This window comes from Nocardiopsis sp. iso_237 (assembly GCF_056173345.1).
On sequence record NZ_CM149669.1, the window covers coordinates 3,691,841 to 3,708,523 of the forward strand.

13 protein-coding genes are annotated in these 16,683 nt (G+C 70.1%); 9 read left to right on the plus strand and 4 right to left on the minus strand.

The window, feature by feature from the left end; genetic code table 11:
* The first annotated feature begins 144 nt into the window (after nucleotides 1–144).
* Nucleotides 145–804, plus strand: coding sequence for a Uma2 family endonuclease (locus AC0VYM_RS17015; protein WP_475453263.1), 660 nt, complete (start codon nucleotides 145–147; stop codon nucleotides 802–804).
* 53 nt (nucleotides 805–857) lie between these two features.
* Here AC0VYM_RS17015 and AC0VYM_RS17020 read toward each other — a convergent pair whose 3' ends face one another.
* The gene (locus AC0VYM_RS17020) at nucleotides 858–1,106 is read right to left on the minus strand and encodes a type II toxin-antitoxin system antitoxin (RefSeq protein ID WP_475453265.1); all 249 of its coding nucleotides are present in this window, start codon (nucleotides 1,104–1,106) and stop codon (nucleotides 858–860) included.
* Nucleotides 1,107–1,122: 16 nt separating this feature from the next.
* Nucleotides 1,123–2,031 carry an SPFH domain-containing protein gene (locus tag AC0VYM_RS17025; protein WP_475453267.1) on the minus strand — a complete coding sequence of 303 codons (909 nt, stop codon included), beginning with the start codon at nucleotides 2,029–2,031 and terminating at the stop codon, nucleotides 1,123–1,125.
* A 120-nt stretch (nucleotides 2,032–2,151) separates the two neighbouring features.
* On the opposite strand from AC0VYM_RS17025, the gene AC0VYM_RS17030 reads away from it, so the two are divergent.
* Both AC0VYM_RS17030 and AC0VYM_RS17035 read left to right on the plus strand, forming a co-directional pair.
* Entirely contained in the window at nucleotides 2,152–2,649 is a 498-nt protein-coding gene (locus AC0VYM_RS17030) for a PH domain-containing protein (protein ID WP_475453269.1), read from the plus strand.
* A complete protein-coding gene (locus AC0VYM_RS17035) occupies nucleotides 2,646–4,448 on the plus strand; it encodes a PH domain-containing protein (protein ID WP_475453271.1) in 1,803 nt (600 codons plus the stop codon). The genes AC0VYM_RS17030 and AC0VYM_RS17035 overlap by 4 nt, the downstream gene beginning before the upstream one ends.
* 132 nt (nucleotides 4,449–4,580) lie before the next feature.
* Here AC0VYM_RS17035 and AC0VYM_RS17040 read toward each other — a convergent pair whose 3' ends face one another.
* Nucleotides 4,581–4,934 (minus strand): STAS domain-containing protein, encoded by a 354-nt coding sequence (locus tag AC0VYM_RS17040; protein WP_475463073.1) that lies wholly within the window; start codon nucleotides 4,932–4,934, stop codon nucleotides 4,581–4,583.
* Between the two features lie 459 nt (nucleotides 4,935–5,393).
* On the opposite strand from AC0VYM_RS17040, the gene AC0VYM_RS17045 reads away from it, so the two are divergent.
* The 6 genes from AC0VYM_RS17045 (at nucleotide 5,394) to AC0VYM_RS17070 (ending at nucleotide 15,890) form a co-directional block, all read left to right on the plus strand.
* Nucleotides 5,394–5,930 (plus strand): NUDIX hydrolase family protein, encoded by a 537-nt coding sequence (locus AC0VYM_RS17045; protein WP_475453273.1) that lies wholly within the window; start codon nucleotides 5,394–5,396, stop codon nucleotides 5,928–5,930.
* A gap of 140 nt (nucleotides 5,931–6,070) precedes the next feature.
* A complete protein-coding gene (locus tag AC0VYM_RS17050; RefSeq protein ID WP_475453275.1) occupies nucleotides 6,071–6,754 on the plus strand; it encodes a nucleoside/nucleotide kinase family protein in 684 nt (227 codons plus the stop codon).
* 702 nt (nucleotides 6,755–7,456) lie between these two features.
* Entirely contained in the window at nucleotides 7,457–8,818 is a 1,362-nt protein-coding gene (locus AC0VYM_RS17055; protein ID WP_475453277.1) for an MFS transporter, read from the plus strand.
* Nucleotides 8,819–9,181: 363 nt separating this feature from the next.
* Nucleotides 9,182–10,483, plus strand: a complete 1,302-nt coding sequence (locus tag AC0VYM_RS17060) for an FG-GAP repeat domain-containing protein (protein ID WP_475453279.1) — start codon at nucleotides 9,182–9,184, stop codon at nucleotides 10,481–10,483.
* A 130-nt stretch (nucleotides 10,484–10,613) separates the two neighbouring features.
* Nucleotides 10,614–13,895, plus strand: a complete 3,282-nt coding sequence (locus AC0VYM_RS17065) for an NACHT domain-containing protein (RefSeq protein ID WP_475453281.1) — start codon at nucleotides 10,614–10,616, stop codon at nucleotides 13,893–13,895.
* A 222-nt stretch (nucleotides 13,896–14,117) separates the two neighbouring features.
* Nucleotides 14,118–15,890 carry a sensor histidine kinase gene (locus AC0VYM_RS17070; RefSeq protein ID WP_475453283.1) on the plus strand — a complete coding sequence of 591 codons (1,773 nt, stop codon included), beginning with the start codon at nucleotides 14,118–14,120 and terminating at the stop codon, nucleotides 15,888–15,890.
* Nucleotides 15,891–15,906: 16 nt separating this feature from the next.
* On the opposite strand, the gene AC0VYM_RS17075 is transcribed toward AC0VYM_RS17070, so the two are convergent.
* On the minus strand, nucleotides 15,907–16,563 hold the full coding sequence (locus tag AC0VYM_RS17075) for a response regulator (protein WP_475453285.1): 657 nt from the start codon (nucleotides 16,561–16,563) through the stop codon (nucleotides 15,907–15,909).
* Between the last annotated feature and the right edge of the window lie 120 nt (nucleotides 16,564–16,683).

Here is a 16,683-nt window from a genome sequence, read left to right on the forward strand (position 1 = left end):
CGGGTACGTACCCTCCCCTTCCACTGGTTTATGGGCAGACCCGAGAAGCGAATGATGTGGTCACTTACTCGCGAATTTCGCTATTCCCGCACGGAGCGGCCAAAGGGTCCGACACGCTGGTCTCCATGCGACCAAGGAGGCATCATGAGTGTCATGACTACCGGCGAAACGGACCTGCAACCGACACGACTCACTGTGGACGACCTGCAACGCACGCCGGACGACGGACGGCGGTACGAGCTGGTCGACGGGAGGCTTGACGTGTCTCCCGCTCCCGTGTTCCTGCACAGCCGGGTCGAATCTCGGCTCGGCTTTCATCTGAGCGCCGTGGCACCGGTGGACTTCGAGGTGGTGACCGCGCCCGGCATCAACTTCAACGCCGACCGGACCCACCACCGAATTCCGGACCTGGTGGTCATTCGCGCGGAGGAAGCCGAGAGTCCGTACCTGACCAGGCCCCCGCTCTTGGCAGTGGAAGTGGTGTCACCGGAGAGCGTCCTTCGGGACCACCACACCAAGAAGCACGAGTACGCAGCCTTCGGTATCCCCTCGTACTGGCTGATCACCCCCGACCCCAACGCCCCAAGCATCATCGAGCTGCGGCTCAAGGACGGTGAGTACACGGAGGTGGCGGCGGCGTTCGGTAAGGACGTCCTCGACACCGATCTGCCGTTCCCGGTACGGGTCGCACCCCAGTGGCTGCTCCGCAGTGACGGAGACTGGCGGGAACACGTCGGAGGACCGAGGGAGGCGGATGAGACGCACGCGGAGCAGGAGACGGAGAAGCCGGAGAACGACGCCTAGACGCCCGACCCACGACTGGGAGGAGCCGGGTGCCCGTCGGGCACCCGGCTCCGTCATGTCCGCTCCGTTCCCGTCTCCGGATCCGTCGGACCCTCCGGGTCCTCGGAGGCACCCTTGCGCGGGCGCCCCCTGCGGGGGATGTCCTTGGCCTCCCTGGGCATCCGGCCCGCCTCGTCCAGGGCGCGGCGCAGGAGGAACTCGATCTGGGCGTTGGTGCTGCGGAGCTCGTTCCCGGCCCAGCGCGCGAGCGCGTCGTGGACGGCGGGGTCGAGCCGCAGCAGCACCTTCTTGCGCTCGGGCACGGCACCTCACCCGGATCTACTGGTAGAGGGTCCCGGTGTTCACGACGGGGCTGGCGGGGCGGTCCGAGCACAGCACCACGAGCAGGTTGCTGACCATGGCGGCCTTGCGCTCCTCGTCCAGGTCCACGACGTCCTCGTCCGACAGGCGCTCCAGCGCGCGGTCGACCAGGGTGACGGCTCCCTCCACGATCTCGGCGCGGGCCGCGATCATGGCGCTGGCCTGCTGGCGCTGGAGCATGGCCTGGGCGATCTCCGGGGCGTAGGCCAGGTGGGTGAACCTGGACTCCACGACCTTCACGCCCGCCGCGTCGACCCGCTCGGCGACCTCCTTGGACAGCTGCTCGGTGATGGCGTCGGCGCTGTCGCGCAGCGAGGGCACGGCGTCGTCGCCATAGGAGTCGTAGGGGTACTTGCCCGCGATGTGGCGGACGGCGGCCTCAGTCTGGGTGGAGACGAACTGGATGAAGTCGTCGACCTCGAAGGAGGCGCGTGCGGTGTCCTCCACCTGCCAGACGACGACGGCGGCGATCTCGATGGGGCTGCCCGAGGCGTCGTTGACCTTCATGACGGAGGTCTCGTGGTTGCGGATGCGCGTGGAGATCGCGTTGCGCACGGTGAGCGGGTTGACCCAGCGCAGACCGTCGGTGCGGATGGTCCCGACGTAGCGGCCGAAGAACTGGACGACCTGGGCCTCGTTGGGCGCGACCATCGTCAGACCGATGGCCAGGACGACGCCCACGGCGGCGATCACGACGCCGACGGCGATCAGGGACCCGTGCAGGCCGAGCAGGGGCAGGGCGGCGATCGCGGCTCCGCCCAGGAACAGCACGACCGACACCACGAACATGGGGATGCCGCCGGACCCGAAGGCCTCACGTTCCCTGTACTGCGGTGCTGGCCTGACGACGCTGGACGTCTCGCTCATCTGTCGGCCTTCCTTCCTTGGAGCTCGTTCCTCGTGTGATGACTTGAGCATAGCATTGTGATATCACTTTTTATGGACGGCCTCCCCCCGGGGCCCTGACTGAGAGGAGACGTGGACGCGATGAGCACCGACGCTCTGCGCCTGCGACCGCCGCACCACCGCGTGGACCGGCGCGCCATCTGGTGGTGGACGACCCGCTCCCTCGCGGTGACGGTCCTGCTCACCGTCATCCCGGTCATCCCCGCACTGATCTGGGAACCGGTGCGCTTCTGGTTCCTGGTCGCGGCCGGGGTCATCGGCGGGATCGGCCTGCTGATCACGGTCGTCATGCCGCAGTGGCGGTACCGGGTGCACCGCTGGGAGGTCACCGACACCGCCGTCTACACCTCCAGCGGGTGGATCTGGCAGGAGTGGCGGGTGGCCCCGATGTCCCGCGTCCAGACCGTGGACACCGAACGCGGACCGCTCCAGAGGGTCTTCGGGCTGTCGAGCGTGACCGTCACGACGGCCTCGGCCGCCGGTCCGATCGAGATCAGCGGCCTCGACCACGAGCTGGCGACCGAGGTGGCCGACCAGCTCACCGACAGCACCCAGGCGATTCCGGGGGACGCGACATGACCTCCCATGACGACCACCGCCCCGAAGAGGCCCCACCCGTGGAGCACGTCCACGGCGGGACCGCCCCGGAGCACGTCGAACCGCCCACGGAGGGCACCCCACCCGTCGCCGCGGACGCCGAGGACGGCTGGGAGGGACTGAGCCCGCTCAGCGTGTGGGCCTCGGCGGTCATCGTCTCCGTGTTCCTCGTCCCGGCGGCCGTCGTCGGCACCGTCGTCCTGCTCGTCGTGGGGCTCCCGTGGTGGGCGCTGGTACCGGTCCCGGCCACCCTGGCCTTCGTCGCCCTGATGACCTACCTGGAGATGTTGCGGCTCCGCGCGGTGCGCTACCGGGTCACCGCCGAGCGCATGGAGATGCGCTCGGGCATCATCGCCAGGGCCTACCGGTCCATCCCGCGTGAACGCGTGCGCACCGTGGACGTGGCGGCCCCGGTCTACACGAGGATCTTCGGCCTGTGCGCGGTGACCGTGGGCACCGGTGAGTCGGCCGGTTCCGGCGGCGGCGACCAGCTCAAACTGGAGTACGTGACCGCGGACCAGGGAGAACGGCTCCGCCGGGAACTCCTGCGCCGCGCCGCCCCGGCCACGGGTCCCGCGGGCGGCCCCGAGGGCTCCGGGGAGGCCCCGGACGGGGAGGAGACGGAGCTGGCCCGGCTGAACCCGCGCTGGTTCGCCTACGCGCCCGCCACCTCGGCCACCTTCGGCATCGGCCTCGGTGTGATCGCCGCTCTGGTCGGTGTCAACGCCCAGAGCGGCGGCCACGGGTGGAAGTGGATCGCGGAGCAGGCCGACCTGCCCAGCGCGGAGGCGATGTCGAGTTTCGTGATGGGGCAGCTGCTGCTGGTCGTCCCCGGCCTGCTGCTGGCCCTGCTGGTGTCGGGGGTGGCGGTCCTGCTCCTGGTCGCCGTGGAGACCTGGTGGGACTACCGGCTCGTCCGTGAGCCCGACGGCACCGTCCGGCTGCGGCGGGGACTGCTGACCAGCGTCTCGCTGTCGGTGGAGGGCCGCCGCCTCAACGGCGTGGTGCTCCACGAGCCCTTCGTGCTGAGGACGGTGGGCGGCGCCTCCGTCCGTGCGGTGGCCACCGGACTGTCCGCCGGTGACGCGGAAAAGGCCGAGGCCAAGAGCCGACTGTCCCCGGCCATGCCGGGGAGACGGGCCCGTGAGCTGGGCGCCGCCCTCATGGGAGGGCCGACCTCGGCGCTGGACGCGCCGCTGGCCCGCCACCCGATGGCGGCCCTGCGCCGCCGGTTCACCCGGGCGACGGTGTGTTCGCTGGTGGCTCTGGCCCTGGCGGGCGGGCTCGCCTGGCTCCATCAGGTGGCCACCGAGGCCTGGTGGGAGGCGCTGCGGACCGCCGAGGAGCAGTTCATGCCGTTCCCGCTGGCCACCCCGACCGTCGAGGCCACCCCAGGGTGGGGCTGGTTCGCGGTGGCGCTGCTGTTCGCGGCGGCGGCGTTCTGGTACGCGGTCGGTTCGTACCGGGGGCTGGGCCACGGTCTGCACCCGGAGTACCTGGTGGTGCGCAAGGGGATGGCCTCACGCGACACCGTCACGTTGGAGCGGGGAGCGGTGATCGGCTGGCGGATCACGCGCTCGCCGTTCCAGCGCCGGCTCGGTCTGGCCGACGTGGCGGCGACCACCGCCTCCGGCGAGGGGATGTACGCGGCCCTGGACGTGGGCCTGGGGCAGGGCCTGGGCTGGGCCGACGAGGCCGTTCCCGAGCTCCTGGCACCCTTCCTGGTGCGTGCGGAGGGCGACGGCGGGGTCCCCGGTTCCGGAACCTCCGTGCTGCCCTAGCGGTACGCGGGTCGGGCCCGCCGCGACCGTACGGGACCGTGTCCCGGTGCCCCACTTCCCCGGGCGCCGGGACACGGCCGCCTCCGCGCACGTGCCGGGTGCCGGGCACGGTCGCGCCCGGGGATCGGCGGGTCAGGGCACGGGGTTGTCGAAGATGGGCTCGCCGTCCACCCGCAGGCCGCTGGTGTGGCTGAGCGCCATCTCCACCATGGGGTAGACCTCGAACAGCCGCCGCATCCCGAGGGCCTCCAGCACCCGCTCCGCGATGGGCGCGGGTTCGGCCAGGACCACGTGTCGGCCCTGCCCGGTCAGGACCTGGTAGACGGCGACCAGGGCGCGTACTCCGCTGGCGTCGAAGAAGCCGAGCCCGGACATGTCCACGACCAGGCAGTCGCACCGGGAGGCCTCCGCGGCCTGGAGCAGCCGTTCCCGAAGGTGTTCGGCGGTGGCCAGGTCCACCTCACCGTGGACGCGCACCACCGTCACTCCCGTGCAGGGAAAACGTTCCTGGGCCGAGAACGGGCCATCCTTCGCCACTCGGGCCACCTCTCACCGGACGTAACCTTTCCACTACGCAACCGCGTACGAGATCGTAACCTCTTCAGGTAGCTTCCGGGAGGGTTTCCATGAGAAAAACCGCCGGAATCTCGCTGATATGACCCCACCGCCACCCCGGTGTCACCGTCCCCCGGGTTTGGTCGCCTCGTCGCGCGGGCCCCGGTTCCACAGGACCCCCATTCCTTTCTCTCGGACACTCCCGATCCGACCCCCGCACCGTGCTTTCCGCGCCTTCGTGCGGTAAAAGCGGTACTTGGACACCCGTGTGTCGGCCGGTGGCTGCGTTCCCCCTGGGGAACGGGCCCCGACCGCCCTCATGGACACGAAGAGAGCGAAGGGAGGGAGCGGGACGCGGCTGCCCCGGGCAGTGCGCCGACCGCGACCCCAATGACCGAAACCGCTGACACCCAGCCCGGATGGTTCTCCTCCGAGGAGCTGGAGAACGTCCGCGCCAGCATGCCCGTGCTCTACGTCCAGGCGGTGCCCGTTCGGGTGGACGAGTCCGGGTCGGTGACCCACGTGGGGCTGCTGATGCGCGCCGACCCCGACGGCAGCTTCAACCGTTCGGTGGTCTCCGGTCGGGTGCTCTACCACGAGCGGGTGCGGGACGCGCTCCTGCGCCATCTGGAGAAGGACCTGGGCCCGGTCGCCCTGCCGCGTATCCCGAGTTCACCGCAGCCCTTCACCGTCGCGGAGTACTTCCCCACCCCCGGGGTCACGCCGTTCCACGACCCCCGCCAGCACGCGGTCGCCATGGCCTACGTGGTGCCGGTGAGCGGCGACTGCCAGCCCCGTCAGGACGCCCTGGACCTGGTGTGGTTCACCCCCGAGGAGGCCACCAGCCCGCAGGTGCGCGAGGAGATGCCCGGGGGCCAGGGCGTCCTGGTCCGTCAGGCGCTCGCCCACGTGGGGCACGCGCCGTGACGCCGCTCGCCGAGGCCCGCCAGGGCTGAGGACGGCCCCCGGGCCCCGGGTCCTTCGCGGACCCGGGGCCCGGGATCTCCCCCCTCGCGTGCGAGGCGACCTCCGAATCTCCTACGAGGAGTGGGTCTAGGCTGGAGGCCATGCTCGCATCCCTCGTCGCCGACGCGCTCGCCCTGGTACCTGAGGACCCGCGCGCGGGTCCCGCTCGTGTGATCCTCGGACTGACCGGCGCCCCCGCCGCCGGCAAGTCCACTCTGGCGCGCTACCTGGTGCACGCGGTCGACGAGCGGGCGGGCGCGGGCACCGCCGGGTACCTGCCCATGGACGGCTTCCACCTGTCCAACGCCCAGCTGGAGCGGTTGGGCCGCCGCGACCGCAAGGGGGCGCCCGACACCTTCGACGCGTTCGGCTACCTGGCGATGGTGCGCCGACTCCTGGCGGAGACCGGCAACCCGGTGTACGTCCCCGACTACGACCGCAGGCTGCACGAGCCCATCGCCGCCCAGCACGTGATCGGGCCCCGCACACGGCTGGTCGTCACCGAGGGCAACTACCTCGCCAGCGACGAGGAGCCGTGGGCCGGGGTGCGCGAACTGTTCGCGGAGCTCTGGTACGTGGAGGCCGAGGACCGGGTCCGCGAGAAGCGTCTGCGCCGCCGCCAGATGGCCGGCGGCGCGAGCGTGAGCGCCGCCCAGGAGTGGGTCGAGCGCAGCGACCGGCCCAACGGAGAACTCGTGAAGACCCTGCGGGACCACTGCACCCGGGTCGTGCGGGTGAGCGGTGTCCCCAGGCTCGGGTCGAGGGACCGCTACTCCGCCCGCTGACCCCTCCCCCCGGGCCGATCCCCGGGGAGGAACCAGTCACCGCCCGGGCGACACCGTGTGGCGCGCGGCACCGAGGGCACCGGAGCTCGATCCGGACCTGCCCCCGCCGCCCCGCACCGAGCGCCCCGGTCTCCCCGGAGGTCCGGGGCCGGAGGCGAAGGGGTCCCGTCGCCGCCGGAACACACGGCGGCTCGACCACCCGTCCGCGCCTTCGTCGGGCTCGACGGGGAGCCGGAGCCGACACCGCCCGCTCCCGACGACCACGCCCACGCCCACGCCCACGCGGCGATCTGGTGGAGGCGGACGCGTTCGACGAAGTGGGGGCGGCGTCGACGAGGGTGACGCTGGCGTCGAGCCCGTCCCGGCGGATGTCGTGCGCGGCCCGTCCGTCCGCCGCGAGCCCGGCGTGGCCCGCGCCGGGCACCAGGATCTGAGGGGTCATCGGTCCTCCTCCTCGACACTTCGAGTGGTCGACCCACAGGACGGACCGGGTGTCCCGGAGCGTGACACCGGGCACCGGTGAGGTGGATCACCGGGAGGACGGGAGGACCGACAGGGCGGGTGATCCCGTTTTGCCCGCACATGCGAAGGGACGTCGACCATCACCCCAACTGTCCACATGTTGAGACAAAAGTTCCAAATATCGTCCACCGCGGCTAGCATCCCACCATCGACCCGCACTGACCTGGAAAGAAACTCCTCATGAAGGACGTCGCCGAAGACAACCCGGCGCCGGAACGGCCACAAGCCGAGACGGCGGCGCCACCGACCAACCCGAAGCGGAAGGTCCTCACGGCGAGCCTTGTGGGCACGTCCATCGAGTTCTACGACTTCTACATCTACGCGACCGCCGCGGTCCTGGTCTTCCCCTACCTGTTCTTCCCCGAGGGCGACATGATGGCGGCGCGCCTGCAGTCGCTGGCGACCTTCGCCATCGCCTTCGTGGCCCGCCCCATCGGTTCCTGGCTGTTCGGCCACTTCGGTGACCGGATCGGTCGCAAGGCGACCCTGGTGGCGTCCCTGCTGACCATGGGCATCGCGACCATCGCGATCGGGCTGCTGCCGACCTACGCGCAGATCGGCGTGGCCGCGCCGCTGCTCCTGGCGGTGTGCCGGTTCGGCCAGGGTCTGGGCCTGGGCGGCGAGTGGGGCGGCGCGGCGCTGCTGGCCACCGAGAACGCCCCTCCCGGCAAGCGCGGCTTCTACGGCACGTTCCCGCAGCTGGGCGCGCCGATCGGCTTCTTCCTGGCCAACGGCGTCTTCCTGATCCTGAGCCAGGCCATGTCGGACGAGGACTTCCTGGCCTACGGCTGGCGCATCCCGTTCCTGCTGTCCACCGTGCTGATCATCGTCGGCCTGTGGGTGCGGCTCACCCTGCACGAGACGCCCGCCTTCGCGAAGGTCATCGCCTCCGGAGAGCGGGTCAAGACCCCCATCGTCGAGGTCTTCCGGCACAACTGGCCCGCCGTGGTCATCGGCACGCTCATCATGCTGGCGACCTACGTGCTCTTCTACCTCATGACCGTCTTCTCCCTGGGCTTCGGCACGGACGCGGAGACCGGACTGGGGTACGAGCGCACCGACTTCCTGGTCTTCCTGCTCATCGGCGTCCTGTTCTTCGCGCTGTTCACACCGATCTCCGGGCTGCTCGCGGACCGGTTCGGCCGCAGGCCCGTCCTGATCACGGTCACCTGCACGATCATCGCGTTCGGGTTCGCCATGGGCCCGCTCATGGGCAGCGGCGGGACCGTCGGCGTGATGGCCTTCCTGATCATCGGCCTGTCCCTGATGGGTCTGACCTTCGGCCCGATGGCGGCGGTGCTGCCAGAGCTGTTCCCGACCAAGGTGCGCTACACCGGCGCCTCGGCGGCCTACAACCTGGCCAGCCTGCTGGGGGCCTCGTTCGCGCCCTACATCGCGACCTGGCTCGCGGGGACCTTCGGGCTGGCCTGGGTGGGCGGTTACCTGGTCCTGGTCGGCACCATCACCCTGGGCGCGCTGATCGTCAGCCGCGAGACCAGGCACGACGACCTGGACACCATCTCCGCGAAGGTGACCAAGTAGCGGAGTGACGGGGGATCTCCCCCGGGACGGGAAGGGCCGGGGCGGCACGCGCCCCGGCCCTTCCGCGCGTCCGAACCGTTCACACCGCCCGTCGCGTAAGGGAAAACAGGGCCCTCGGGGGGTCCCGGCCCGGCCCGCACGGCCGTCGTCTGGCGCACGCGCGACCTTCACGCCGAACTTATCGACCGGCGAGTACACGGAGGGGTGTACCAGAACGGCCCCGGAGCGAGCCGGGACCACGCCCCTGAACCGGTGAACGCCCCGAGGTCCGTACTGCCCACGAACCGGACGGATTCCCGTCCCCCTCACCCCTGGGAGATCCCCATCGTTCACCGAACCACCGTCCCCCTGAGCGCGGCACTCGTGCTGCTGGCCACGGCCTGTGGCGCGCCGAGCACCGACCTCAACGAAGCGGAGACCACCAGCAGCACCACCCCGGCGCCGAACGACGTCAACGGCGACGGGTACTCGGACGTGCCGATCAGCGGGCGCTCCGGAGACGCCGAGACCGGCCAGCCCTACGTGGGGGTGCTGCTCGGCGGGACGGACGGCCTGTCCCCCGACCGCTCCGTCACCCTGACCCGAGCGGACCTCGGGCTGGCCGACGACGGCGAACTCCTCACCGTCCTGGGCACCGGTGACCTCGACGGCGACGGCCACACCGACCTGCTCGTGGACGCCGGGAGCGGATACGTGGTGTGGGGCGGGCCCGAGGGCCCCGCCGGGGAGGCCGTGCCGCTGCCCTGGCTGGAGAAGGACGACCCGAGCGACATGTACGCGGTGTCCCTGGTCGTCGGTGACTTCGACGGGGACGGGAACACCGACGTCACCGTCCTGGACCACCTCCAGGGCACCCCGGTCGACGAGTACGAGGCCACCTTCCACCAGGGACCCTTCGAACGGGACGGCTCCCCCGCCGAGAGCGGCGAGGTGACCCTGCCCAGCGACGCCGGGGACGCCGAGCTCGACGTGATCGACGCGGACGGTGACGCGGCGCTGGACCTGCTGCTGGTCCGCAACCGCGACGAGTCCCCCGCACCCCACCTGGTGCTCCGCTCGGGCCCGGACGGCCCCGCGCAGGAGGCCCTCGGTGACACCGCGCTGAGCCACGCGTACGCGAACGGCGACTTCGACGGTGACGCCCACCCGGACCTGCTCGTGGGGGTCAGCGGTATCCCCAACAACGAGCCGGGCCACGAGGACGAACTGCACCCGGGGTACGTGGACGCCTACGCGGGCGGTGACGGCTTCCTGGACGCGGAACCGTCCCGCCTCACCCTCGACAGCGAGGGCGTTCCCGGCGATGCGGGGGACGGGGACGGGTTCGGCAACGGCCTCCTGGTGGGTGACGTCGACGGCGACGGATACGACGACGCGGTGGCCATGACGGGGCCGTTCCACTCCTACGAGGCCGCCACCCTGCTGTTCGGCGGACCCGAGGGGCTGACCGGTGAGCGGGCGGTGGCGCTCCCGGTCCCGGAGAACGACCTGGGCTCCTACCGCCACCACTCGCTGACCGACTACGACGGTGACGGCCACCCGGACCTGCTGCTGAGCACCGTGCACCCGGCCATGCCGGAGGACAACGCGGGGTACGCGCTGTTCCGCGGCGGCCCCGACGGCTTCGACCCGGAGCCGGTGGAGTTCACCACCGAGGCCCTGTAGGGGCGGTCGGAGTACGGGAGGCCACCTTCGGCCAGGGGCCGGTCCGGGCTGTGGAAAACGCCCGGACCGGCCCTTCGCGTCCTAGTGTGGATCCTGCCCCCGTAACCCTCCGACCCCCCGGAGTACGCACGTGTACGAAGCCGCGCTCAAGCTGGGCGTCTCGGTCGTCAAGGCCGCCTGTGGCATCTGGATCGGCAACCCGATCGCGGAGAGCGCGGCGACCACGGTGGTGGACCTGGTCCAGGAGAAGGTCACCGGCAGACGCGACCAGCGCAGGCTGGAACGCAGGTTCGCGGAGATCGAGGAGAGCATCGCCGACCGGGTGGTCGGCTACCTCGACCACGAGTTCCAGGGGCTGGCCGAGAACGAGCGCGAGGCGGCGGTGCTGGCCGTCGCGGACGCCTTCGAGCGGGCCGGTCTGACCGACCGCGTCCTGTTCGAGCAGGACCTGGACCCCCTGTACCTGGAGCGGTACGTGCGGCGCGGGGCCCCCCATGCCACCAGGGACCTCGGCGGGCAGGCGGTCGCCCTCTACGACCGGGTCCTCCCGGAGTCATGCGCCTACGTGATGGCCGCCCTGGGTACCCTGCCGCGTTTCCAGGCCGGAGCGTTCGGTGAACTGCTGCGCCGGGAGAGCCTGGTCCTGGAGAAGCTGGACGAGCTGCTGGACCGCATCCCGGAGGCGGAGGACCAGAAGGGGCACGGACGGGAGGAGAACGCCGAGGCGGCCTTCGTGACCGCGTACCGCAGGACCGCCGCGGAGCGGTGGGACGTCCTGGAGCTGTTCGGCACGGACGCGCGGACCCAGAGGTACCCGCTGACCCTGGCGTACCTGAGCCTTCGGGTGTCCTGGGAGCAGGAGGACCGAGAGCAGGATGTCCTGTGGGCCGACACCGTGCACACCGGCCATCTACGAGTGGAACAGGCCCTGGCCTCCCACCGGCGCACCTTCCTGCGCGGTCCGGCCGGGACCGGCAAGACCACCCTGATGCGCTGGGTGGGGGTACGCGCCTGCCGGGGTGACTTCCCTGAGGCGATGTCCGCCTGGAACGGCCTGATCCCCTTCATGGTTCCGCTCCGCCAGTACGTGGGCGAGAAGCTGCCCGAGCCCGCCGACTTCGTCCGGCACACCGGACGCCACCTGGCGGATCAGGCACCGAAGGGGTGGGTGACCAGGGTGCTGGCCGAGGGCAGAGGGATCGTCCTGGTCGACGGGGTGGACGAACTCCCCCAGAGCCAACGTGAGGCCGCCCGGCGGTGGCTACGGGAGCTCATGACCGACTTCCCCGAGTGCCGGTACGTGGTCACCACCAGGCCCGGGGCGGCCCAGGAGTCCTGGCTGGAGGCGGACGGGTTCGTCAGCGCCGAACTCCAACCGCTCACCGACGACGACGTCAGCTCCTTCATCCACCACTGGCACGAGGCGGTACGCAGTGAGGTCGCGGACGACACCGAACTGGAACTCCTGAACACCTACGAAACCGAGCTCACACGCAAGGTCCTGGGGCAGCGGCACCTGCGCGCGATCGCGGCGACGCCCCTCCTCTGCGCGCTGCTGTGCGCCCTGCACCGGGATCGCAACACATCGCTGCCCAGAGACCGCATGGAGGTGTACGAGGCCGCCCTGGCGATGCTCCTGAAGGACCGTGACCACCAGCGCGGGATCGCGGGGGTGGAGCTGTCCCGAGGTGAACTGGTGCTGCTGCTCCAGGAACTCGCCAAGTGGCTCGTCATCAACGGCAGTTCGGATGCTCCAAGAGCGACCGCACAGCGCCAGGTCACCAGGGTGTTGAGGAGCATGCACCGGGTCGACGAGGAACCTGAGGAGGTCTTCACCCACCTCATCGTCCGCAGCGGGCTGCTCCAGTGCCCGACCGTCGACCGGGTGAGCTTCCTCCACCGCACCTTCGAGGAGTACCTGGCGGCCAAGGCGATCGTGGAGGAGGACAGCTTCCCCCTGCTGGTCAGCAAGGCGCATGACGACCAGTGGCACGAGGTGGTCGTGATGGCCGCCGGGCACGCAACCCCGACGCAGAGGGAGGAGCTGGTCACCGGGCTGCTGGAGCGTGCCGACCAGGTGAAGAAGCACCACGACCGGCTGCTGTTGGTGGCTTTCGCCTGTCTGGAGACCTCACCCCAGTTGGCCGAGCGCCTTCGGGAGGAGGTCGAGGAACGCGTCCAGAGCATCCTGCCGCCCAGAACGAAGGAACACGTTCACGCCCTGGGAATGGTCGGTGAATCCGCACTGCCCCTGCTCGCGAAAAGCCCACCGAAGAACGCGAGACAGGCAGCGAAGACCATCGAGGCCGCCTCGTTGATCGGCGGCCCCGCATCGGCCCCGATCATCGGACAATGCCAGTGTTTCCGCAGTGCGGCCGTATTCCAGGCACTACGCGAGGCCTGGAGAAAGGCCCCATCTCCGGAACTGGCTCGTGAGGTGTTAGAGGAGTCCTACACGAAATACGCGTATTCCATACCTATCCAGGCCCGAGACCTGAGCCTCTTGGCAGACCATGCTCCCGGGGCCCACAACATCGTCGTGGAGGGAAGTGGGGACAACGGCCTGGAACACCTCACTCGGATGCAACATCTCTCCAGCGTGCACCTCCGCCCGGAGAACAGCGGTCAGTGGCACGAGATCAACCTCGAGCCCCTGCGTGGGTCAGCTAGCCTCAGGGGCTTCCTGCTTTTGGGAGACTCGTCAGTCGTCAGCATCGAACCCTTGACGGAAAGCCCTCTTTCCCTGATCAGCCTCAGCAATCCGGACCGTGTTCCCGACATCGAACTTTTGTCTGGTTTTCAGGATCTCCGAGAAATTCAGTTCAATAAATCACTCCCCCTACGACCGCTACGCGAAATTATTCCCCAGAATGAGCACCCCCTCGGACTCACCTTCAGGTTTCACTTCAGCAAAGGGAACCTCGATTACCTCACGACCGCCCCCAATGAAATCAGCCGAATCCACATTTATGAATTCCTGGACTCAAGCACCGCAGACGGCCTTCTCAGTCAGTCCGAATCACTCACGAGCCTTGCTTGGCGGGGCACCGAACTCCAAGATCCCGCTCCTGAGATCATCGGACTTTTGAGCGCACTCGAAGAACTCGAAGTCGACGAGCGTCAAAGAGTGGATCCGAGCTTCGGAAGCGCCATAGCCAATCTCCCTCGCCTGCGCAGACTCGAACTCAACCACGGAGACACTTCCGTGGAGGCACCCACATGGATTCGTGATCTGCCTCAGTTGCGCACGCTGCGCATGCATGGTCGAGGCCCCGTGGATCTGACCCCCTTGGCCGGGATGATGGACCTCACGGTGGAGGTCACGGCAATTCGTTCTCAGAGGGTGACCGGGGCCGAACTGCTCGGGGAGGGTTCCCGCGTAGTGCGGGACTCCCCTTACCACCTTCCCTGAAACCGGGTCTCCCGACCGTGTGAGGCCCGGCGGCTGGGGGGCGAAGGTCCTCTCTGGCGGGGGCCTTTGGCACTTGCGCCCCGTAGAGGTGCAGCTGGGAGAACCGCCTGGTCATCACCGGTGACCTGGAACACCTGTCCGACTCGGAGGCGGCGACGGGTGCCGGAAACACCCGCCTAGACTCGGGAACGGCCCCAGGACAGCTGCCGGAAAGAGTCCCCCATGCGCGCGCCAGACGGCGATTCCCACCGCCACCTCGGCCAGGACCGGCTGTCGCTGCCCGAGGTACGGCTGGACGATCTGCTCGACGAGGTCCGGTCCCGGATGACCGAGATCTCGCGGACCCAGGAGCGCATCCGCACGCTGCTGGAGGCCGTCGTCTCCATCGGGGAGGGCCTGGAGCTCGAACCCCTCCTGCTGCGGATCACCGAGACCGCGACCAGCCTCGTGGAGGCGCGGTACGGCGCGCTCGGGGTGATCGGACCGGAGGGTGACATGAGCCAGTTCATCCCCGTGGGGCTGGCCCCCGACGAGATCGACCAGATCGAGCACTGGCCCAAGGGCGAGGGCATCCTCGGGCTGCTCATCAAGGAACCCAGACCCCTGCGGTTGCGGGACGTGCGCGAGCACCCAGAGTCGCGCGGGTTCCCCGCCGGTCACCCGCCCATGCACACCTTCCTCGGGGTGCCGATCCGTATCCGGGACCAGGTGTTCGGCAACCTCTACATGACCGACAAGCTCGGTGGCGCGGAGTTCACCGGGGACGACGAGCTCCTGCTGCGGGCGCTGGCCACGGCGGCGGGCACGGCGATCGAGAACGCGCAGCTCTTCGCGCAGACCCAGAGCCGGGAGACCTGGCTGGACGCCTCCGGGCAGATCACCACCCGGCTGCTGTCCGGCGCCGCCCCGGAGGAGGTCCTGAGGCTGGTCGCCCGGCGCGCCCGGGTGATGGCCCACGCCGACCTCGCCGTGATCGCCATGCCCGGGGAGGAGCCCGAGACCCTCACCGTGCGGGTCTGGGACGGTCCGGACGACCCGTGCGCGCCGCCGTCCGACGGGGTGCGGGGCGCCACCCTGCCCCGGGAGGCCGACACCCTGTTGGGGCGGGTCTACCTGAGCGGGATCCCGGTACGGACCGACGTCGCCCAGTTCGACCACCTCGGGGTCGGGTTCCTGGGCCGGTTGGGGATGGGCCCGGTGCTGGTGCTGCCCTTCGGTCCGCCGGACGGCGCGCGGGGTGTCCTGGTGCTCGCCCGTGACCAGGACCGGGAGCCCTTCCAGAGCAACTGGTTGAGCATGCTGTCCTCGTTCGCGAACCAGGCGGCGGTCGCCCTCGAACTGGCCGAGGCCCGGTTGGACTCCGAACGGCTGAGTGTGTTGGAGGACCGGGACCGAATCGCCCGGGACCTGCACGACACGGTGATCCAGCGCCTCTACGCCACCGCCCTGACCCTGATGGGGACCGTGCGGCGGATCGACGACTCCACGTCGGCGGGGCGGGTCCAGTCCGCCGTCAACGACCTGGACGACACGATCCGGCAGATCAGGTCCACGATCTTCGCGCTCCAGAGTTCCACCGGTGACGACTCCGCGTCCCTGCGCTCCCAGGTGCTGGCGGTGGTGAACTCCGCGACGGAGTCCCTGGGGTTCGCGCCGCGCCTGCTCACCCAGGGCCCGGTGGACAACGGGGTGGACGACGGGACCGGCGAGCACCTGGTCGCCGTGCTGCGGGAGCTGTTGTCCAACGCCGCCCGGCACTCCGGGGCCGCGTCGGTGGACGTCCAGGTGTCGGTCGGTGACGGCGCGCTGGTGCTGCGGGTCTCCGACGACGGCCGGGGTTTCCGGGAGGGGGGTCACCGCAGCGGTCTGCGCAACATCGCCTCGCGCGCCGAGGAGTTGGGCGGGGCGGTCTCGGTGGTGACCGGTCCGGAGGAGGGCACCGTGGTGGAGTGGTCGGTTCCGGCCCGGCAGGGCGTCGAGAGGCGGACGGTCTAGCCGGGCCGCCTCCGGCTCAGGCGGTCTGGTTCATCGACAGCCGCACGGCGTAGGCGGCCGCCTGGGTGCGGCGGGCCATGCCGAGCTTGGCCAGGACCCGGGACACGTAGTTCTTCACGGTCTTCTCGGCCAGGTACATCCTGGTGCCGATCTCCCGGTTGGTGAGTCCCTCACCGATGAGTTCCAGGACCCTGCGTTCCTGGTCGGTGAGTTCGCTCAGCGGGTCCTCGCGCACGGCGTCCGCGCGCAGCCGTTCGAGCATGCGCGTGGTCGACTCGGGGTCGAGCAGGGAGCGTCCCCCGGCGACCGTGCGGACTGCGCCGACCAGGTCGGTGCCGTGGATCTGCTTGAGGATGTAGCCGGAGGCCCCGGCCATGACGGCGCCGTAGAGGGCCTCGTCGTCGGAGTAGGAGGTGAGCATGAGCACGCGGGTTTCGGGGAGCGCCGAGCGGATGTCCCGGCAGACCCTGACGCCGTCGCCGTCCGGGAGGCGGACGTCGAGCACGACCACGTCGGGTTCGAGGACGGGAACCCGCGCCAGGGCCCGTGCGGCGGTTCCGGCCTCTCCGACCACCTCGATGCCGTCCTCGTCGTCGAGGAGTGCTCCGACCCCTCGTCGGACGATCTCGTGGTCGTCCACCAGGAACACCCGGATCGTTGCGTCGCCGGCCATCGGGGCGGTTCTCCTCAGCGCTGAGTGCGGTGCCCGGTGGCGGCGCGGCCGCCTCGGGTCGTGTGGGGTGACACGGTGCGCCTCCCACCCTAGACAGTTCTGAATAGCGGCATATGAGTC

Coding starts and splice junctions, on each gene's coding strand:
- AC0VYM_RS17015 (WP_475453263.1), top strand. CDS start 145: ATGAGTGTCATGACTACCGGCGAAACGGACCTGCAACCGACACGACTC.
- AC0VYM_RS17025 (WP_475453267.1), bottom strand. CDS start 2,031: ATGAGCGAGACGTCCAGCGTCGTCAGGCCAGCACCGCAGTACAGGGAA.
- AC0VYM_RS17030 (WP_475453269.1), top strand. CDS start 2,152: ATGAGCACCGACGCTCTGCGCCTGCGACCGCCGCACCACCGCGTGGAC.
- AC0VYM_RS17035 (WP_475453271.1), top strand. CDS start 2,646: ATGACCTCCCATGACGACCACCGCCCCGAAGAGGCCCCACCCGTGGAG.
- AC0VYM_RS17045 (WP_475453273.1), top strand. CDS start 5,394: ATGACCGAAACCGCTGACACCCAGCCCGGATGGTTCTCCTCCGAGGAG.
- AC0VYM_RS17050 (WP_475453275.1), top strand. CDS start 6,071: ATGCTCGCATCCCTCGTCGCCGACGCGCTCGCCCTGGTACCTGAGGAC.
- AC0VYM_RS17055 (WP_475453277.1), top strand. CDS start 7,457: ATGAAGGACGTCGCCGAAGACAACCCGGCGCCGGAACGGCCACAAGCC.
- AC0VYM_RS17070 (WP_475453283.1), top strand. CDS start 14,118: ATGCGCGCGCCAGACGGCGATTCCCACCGCCACCTCGGCCAGGACCGG.
- AC0VYM_RS17075 (WP_475453285.1), bottom strand. CDS start 16,563: ATGGCCGGCGACGCAACGATCCGGGTGTTCCTGGTGGACGACCACGAG.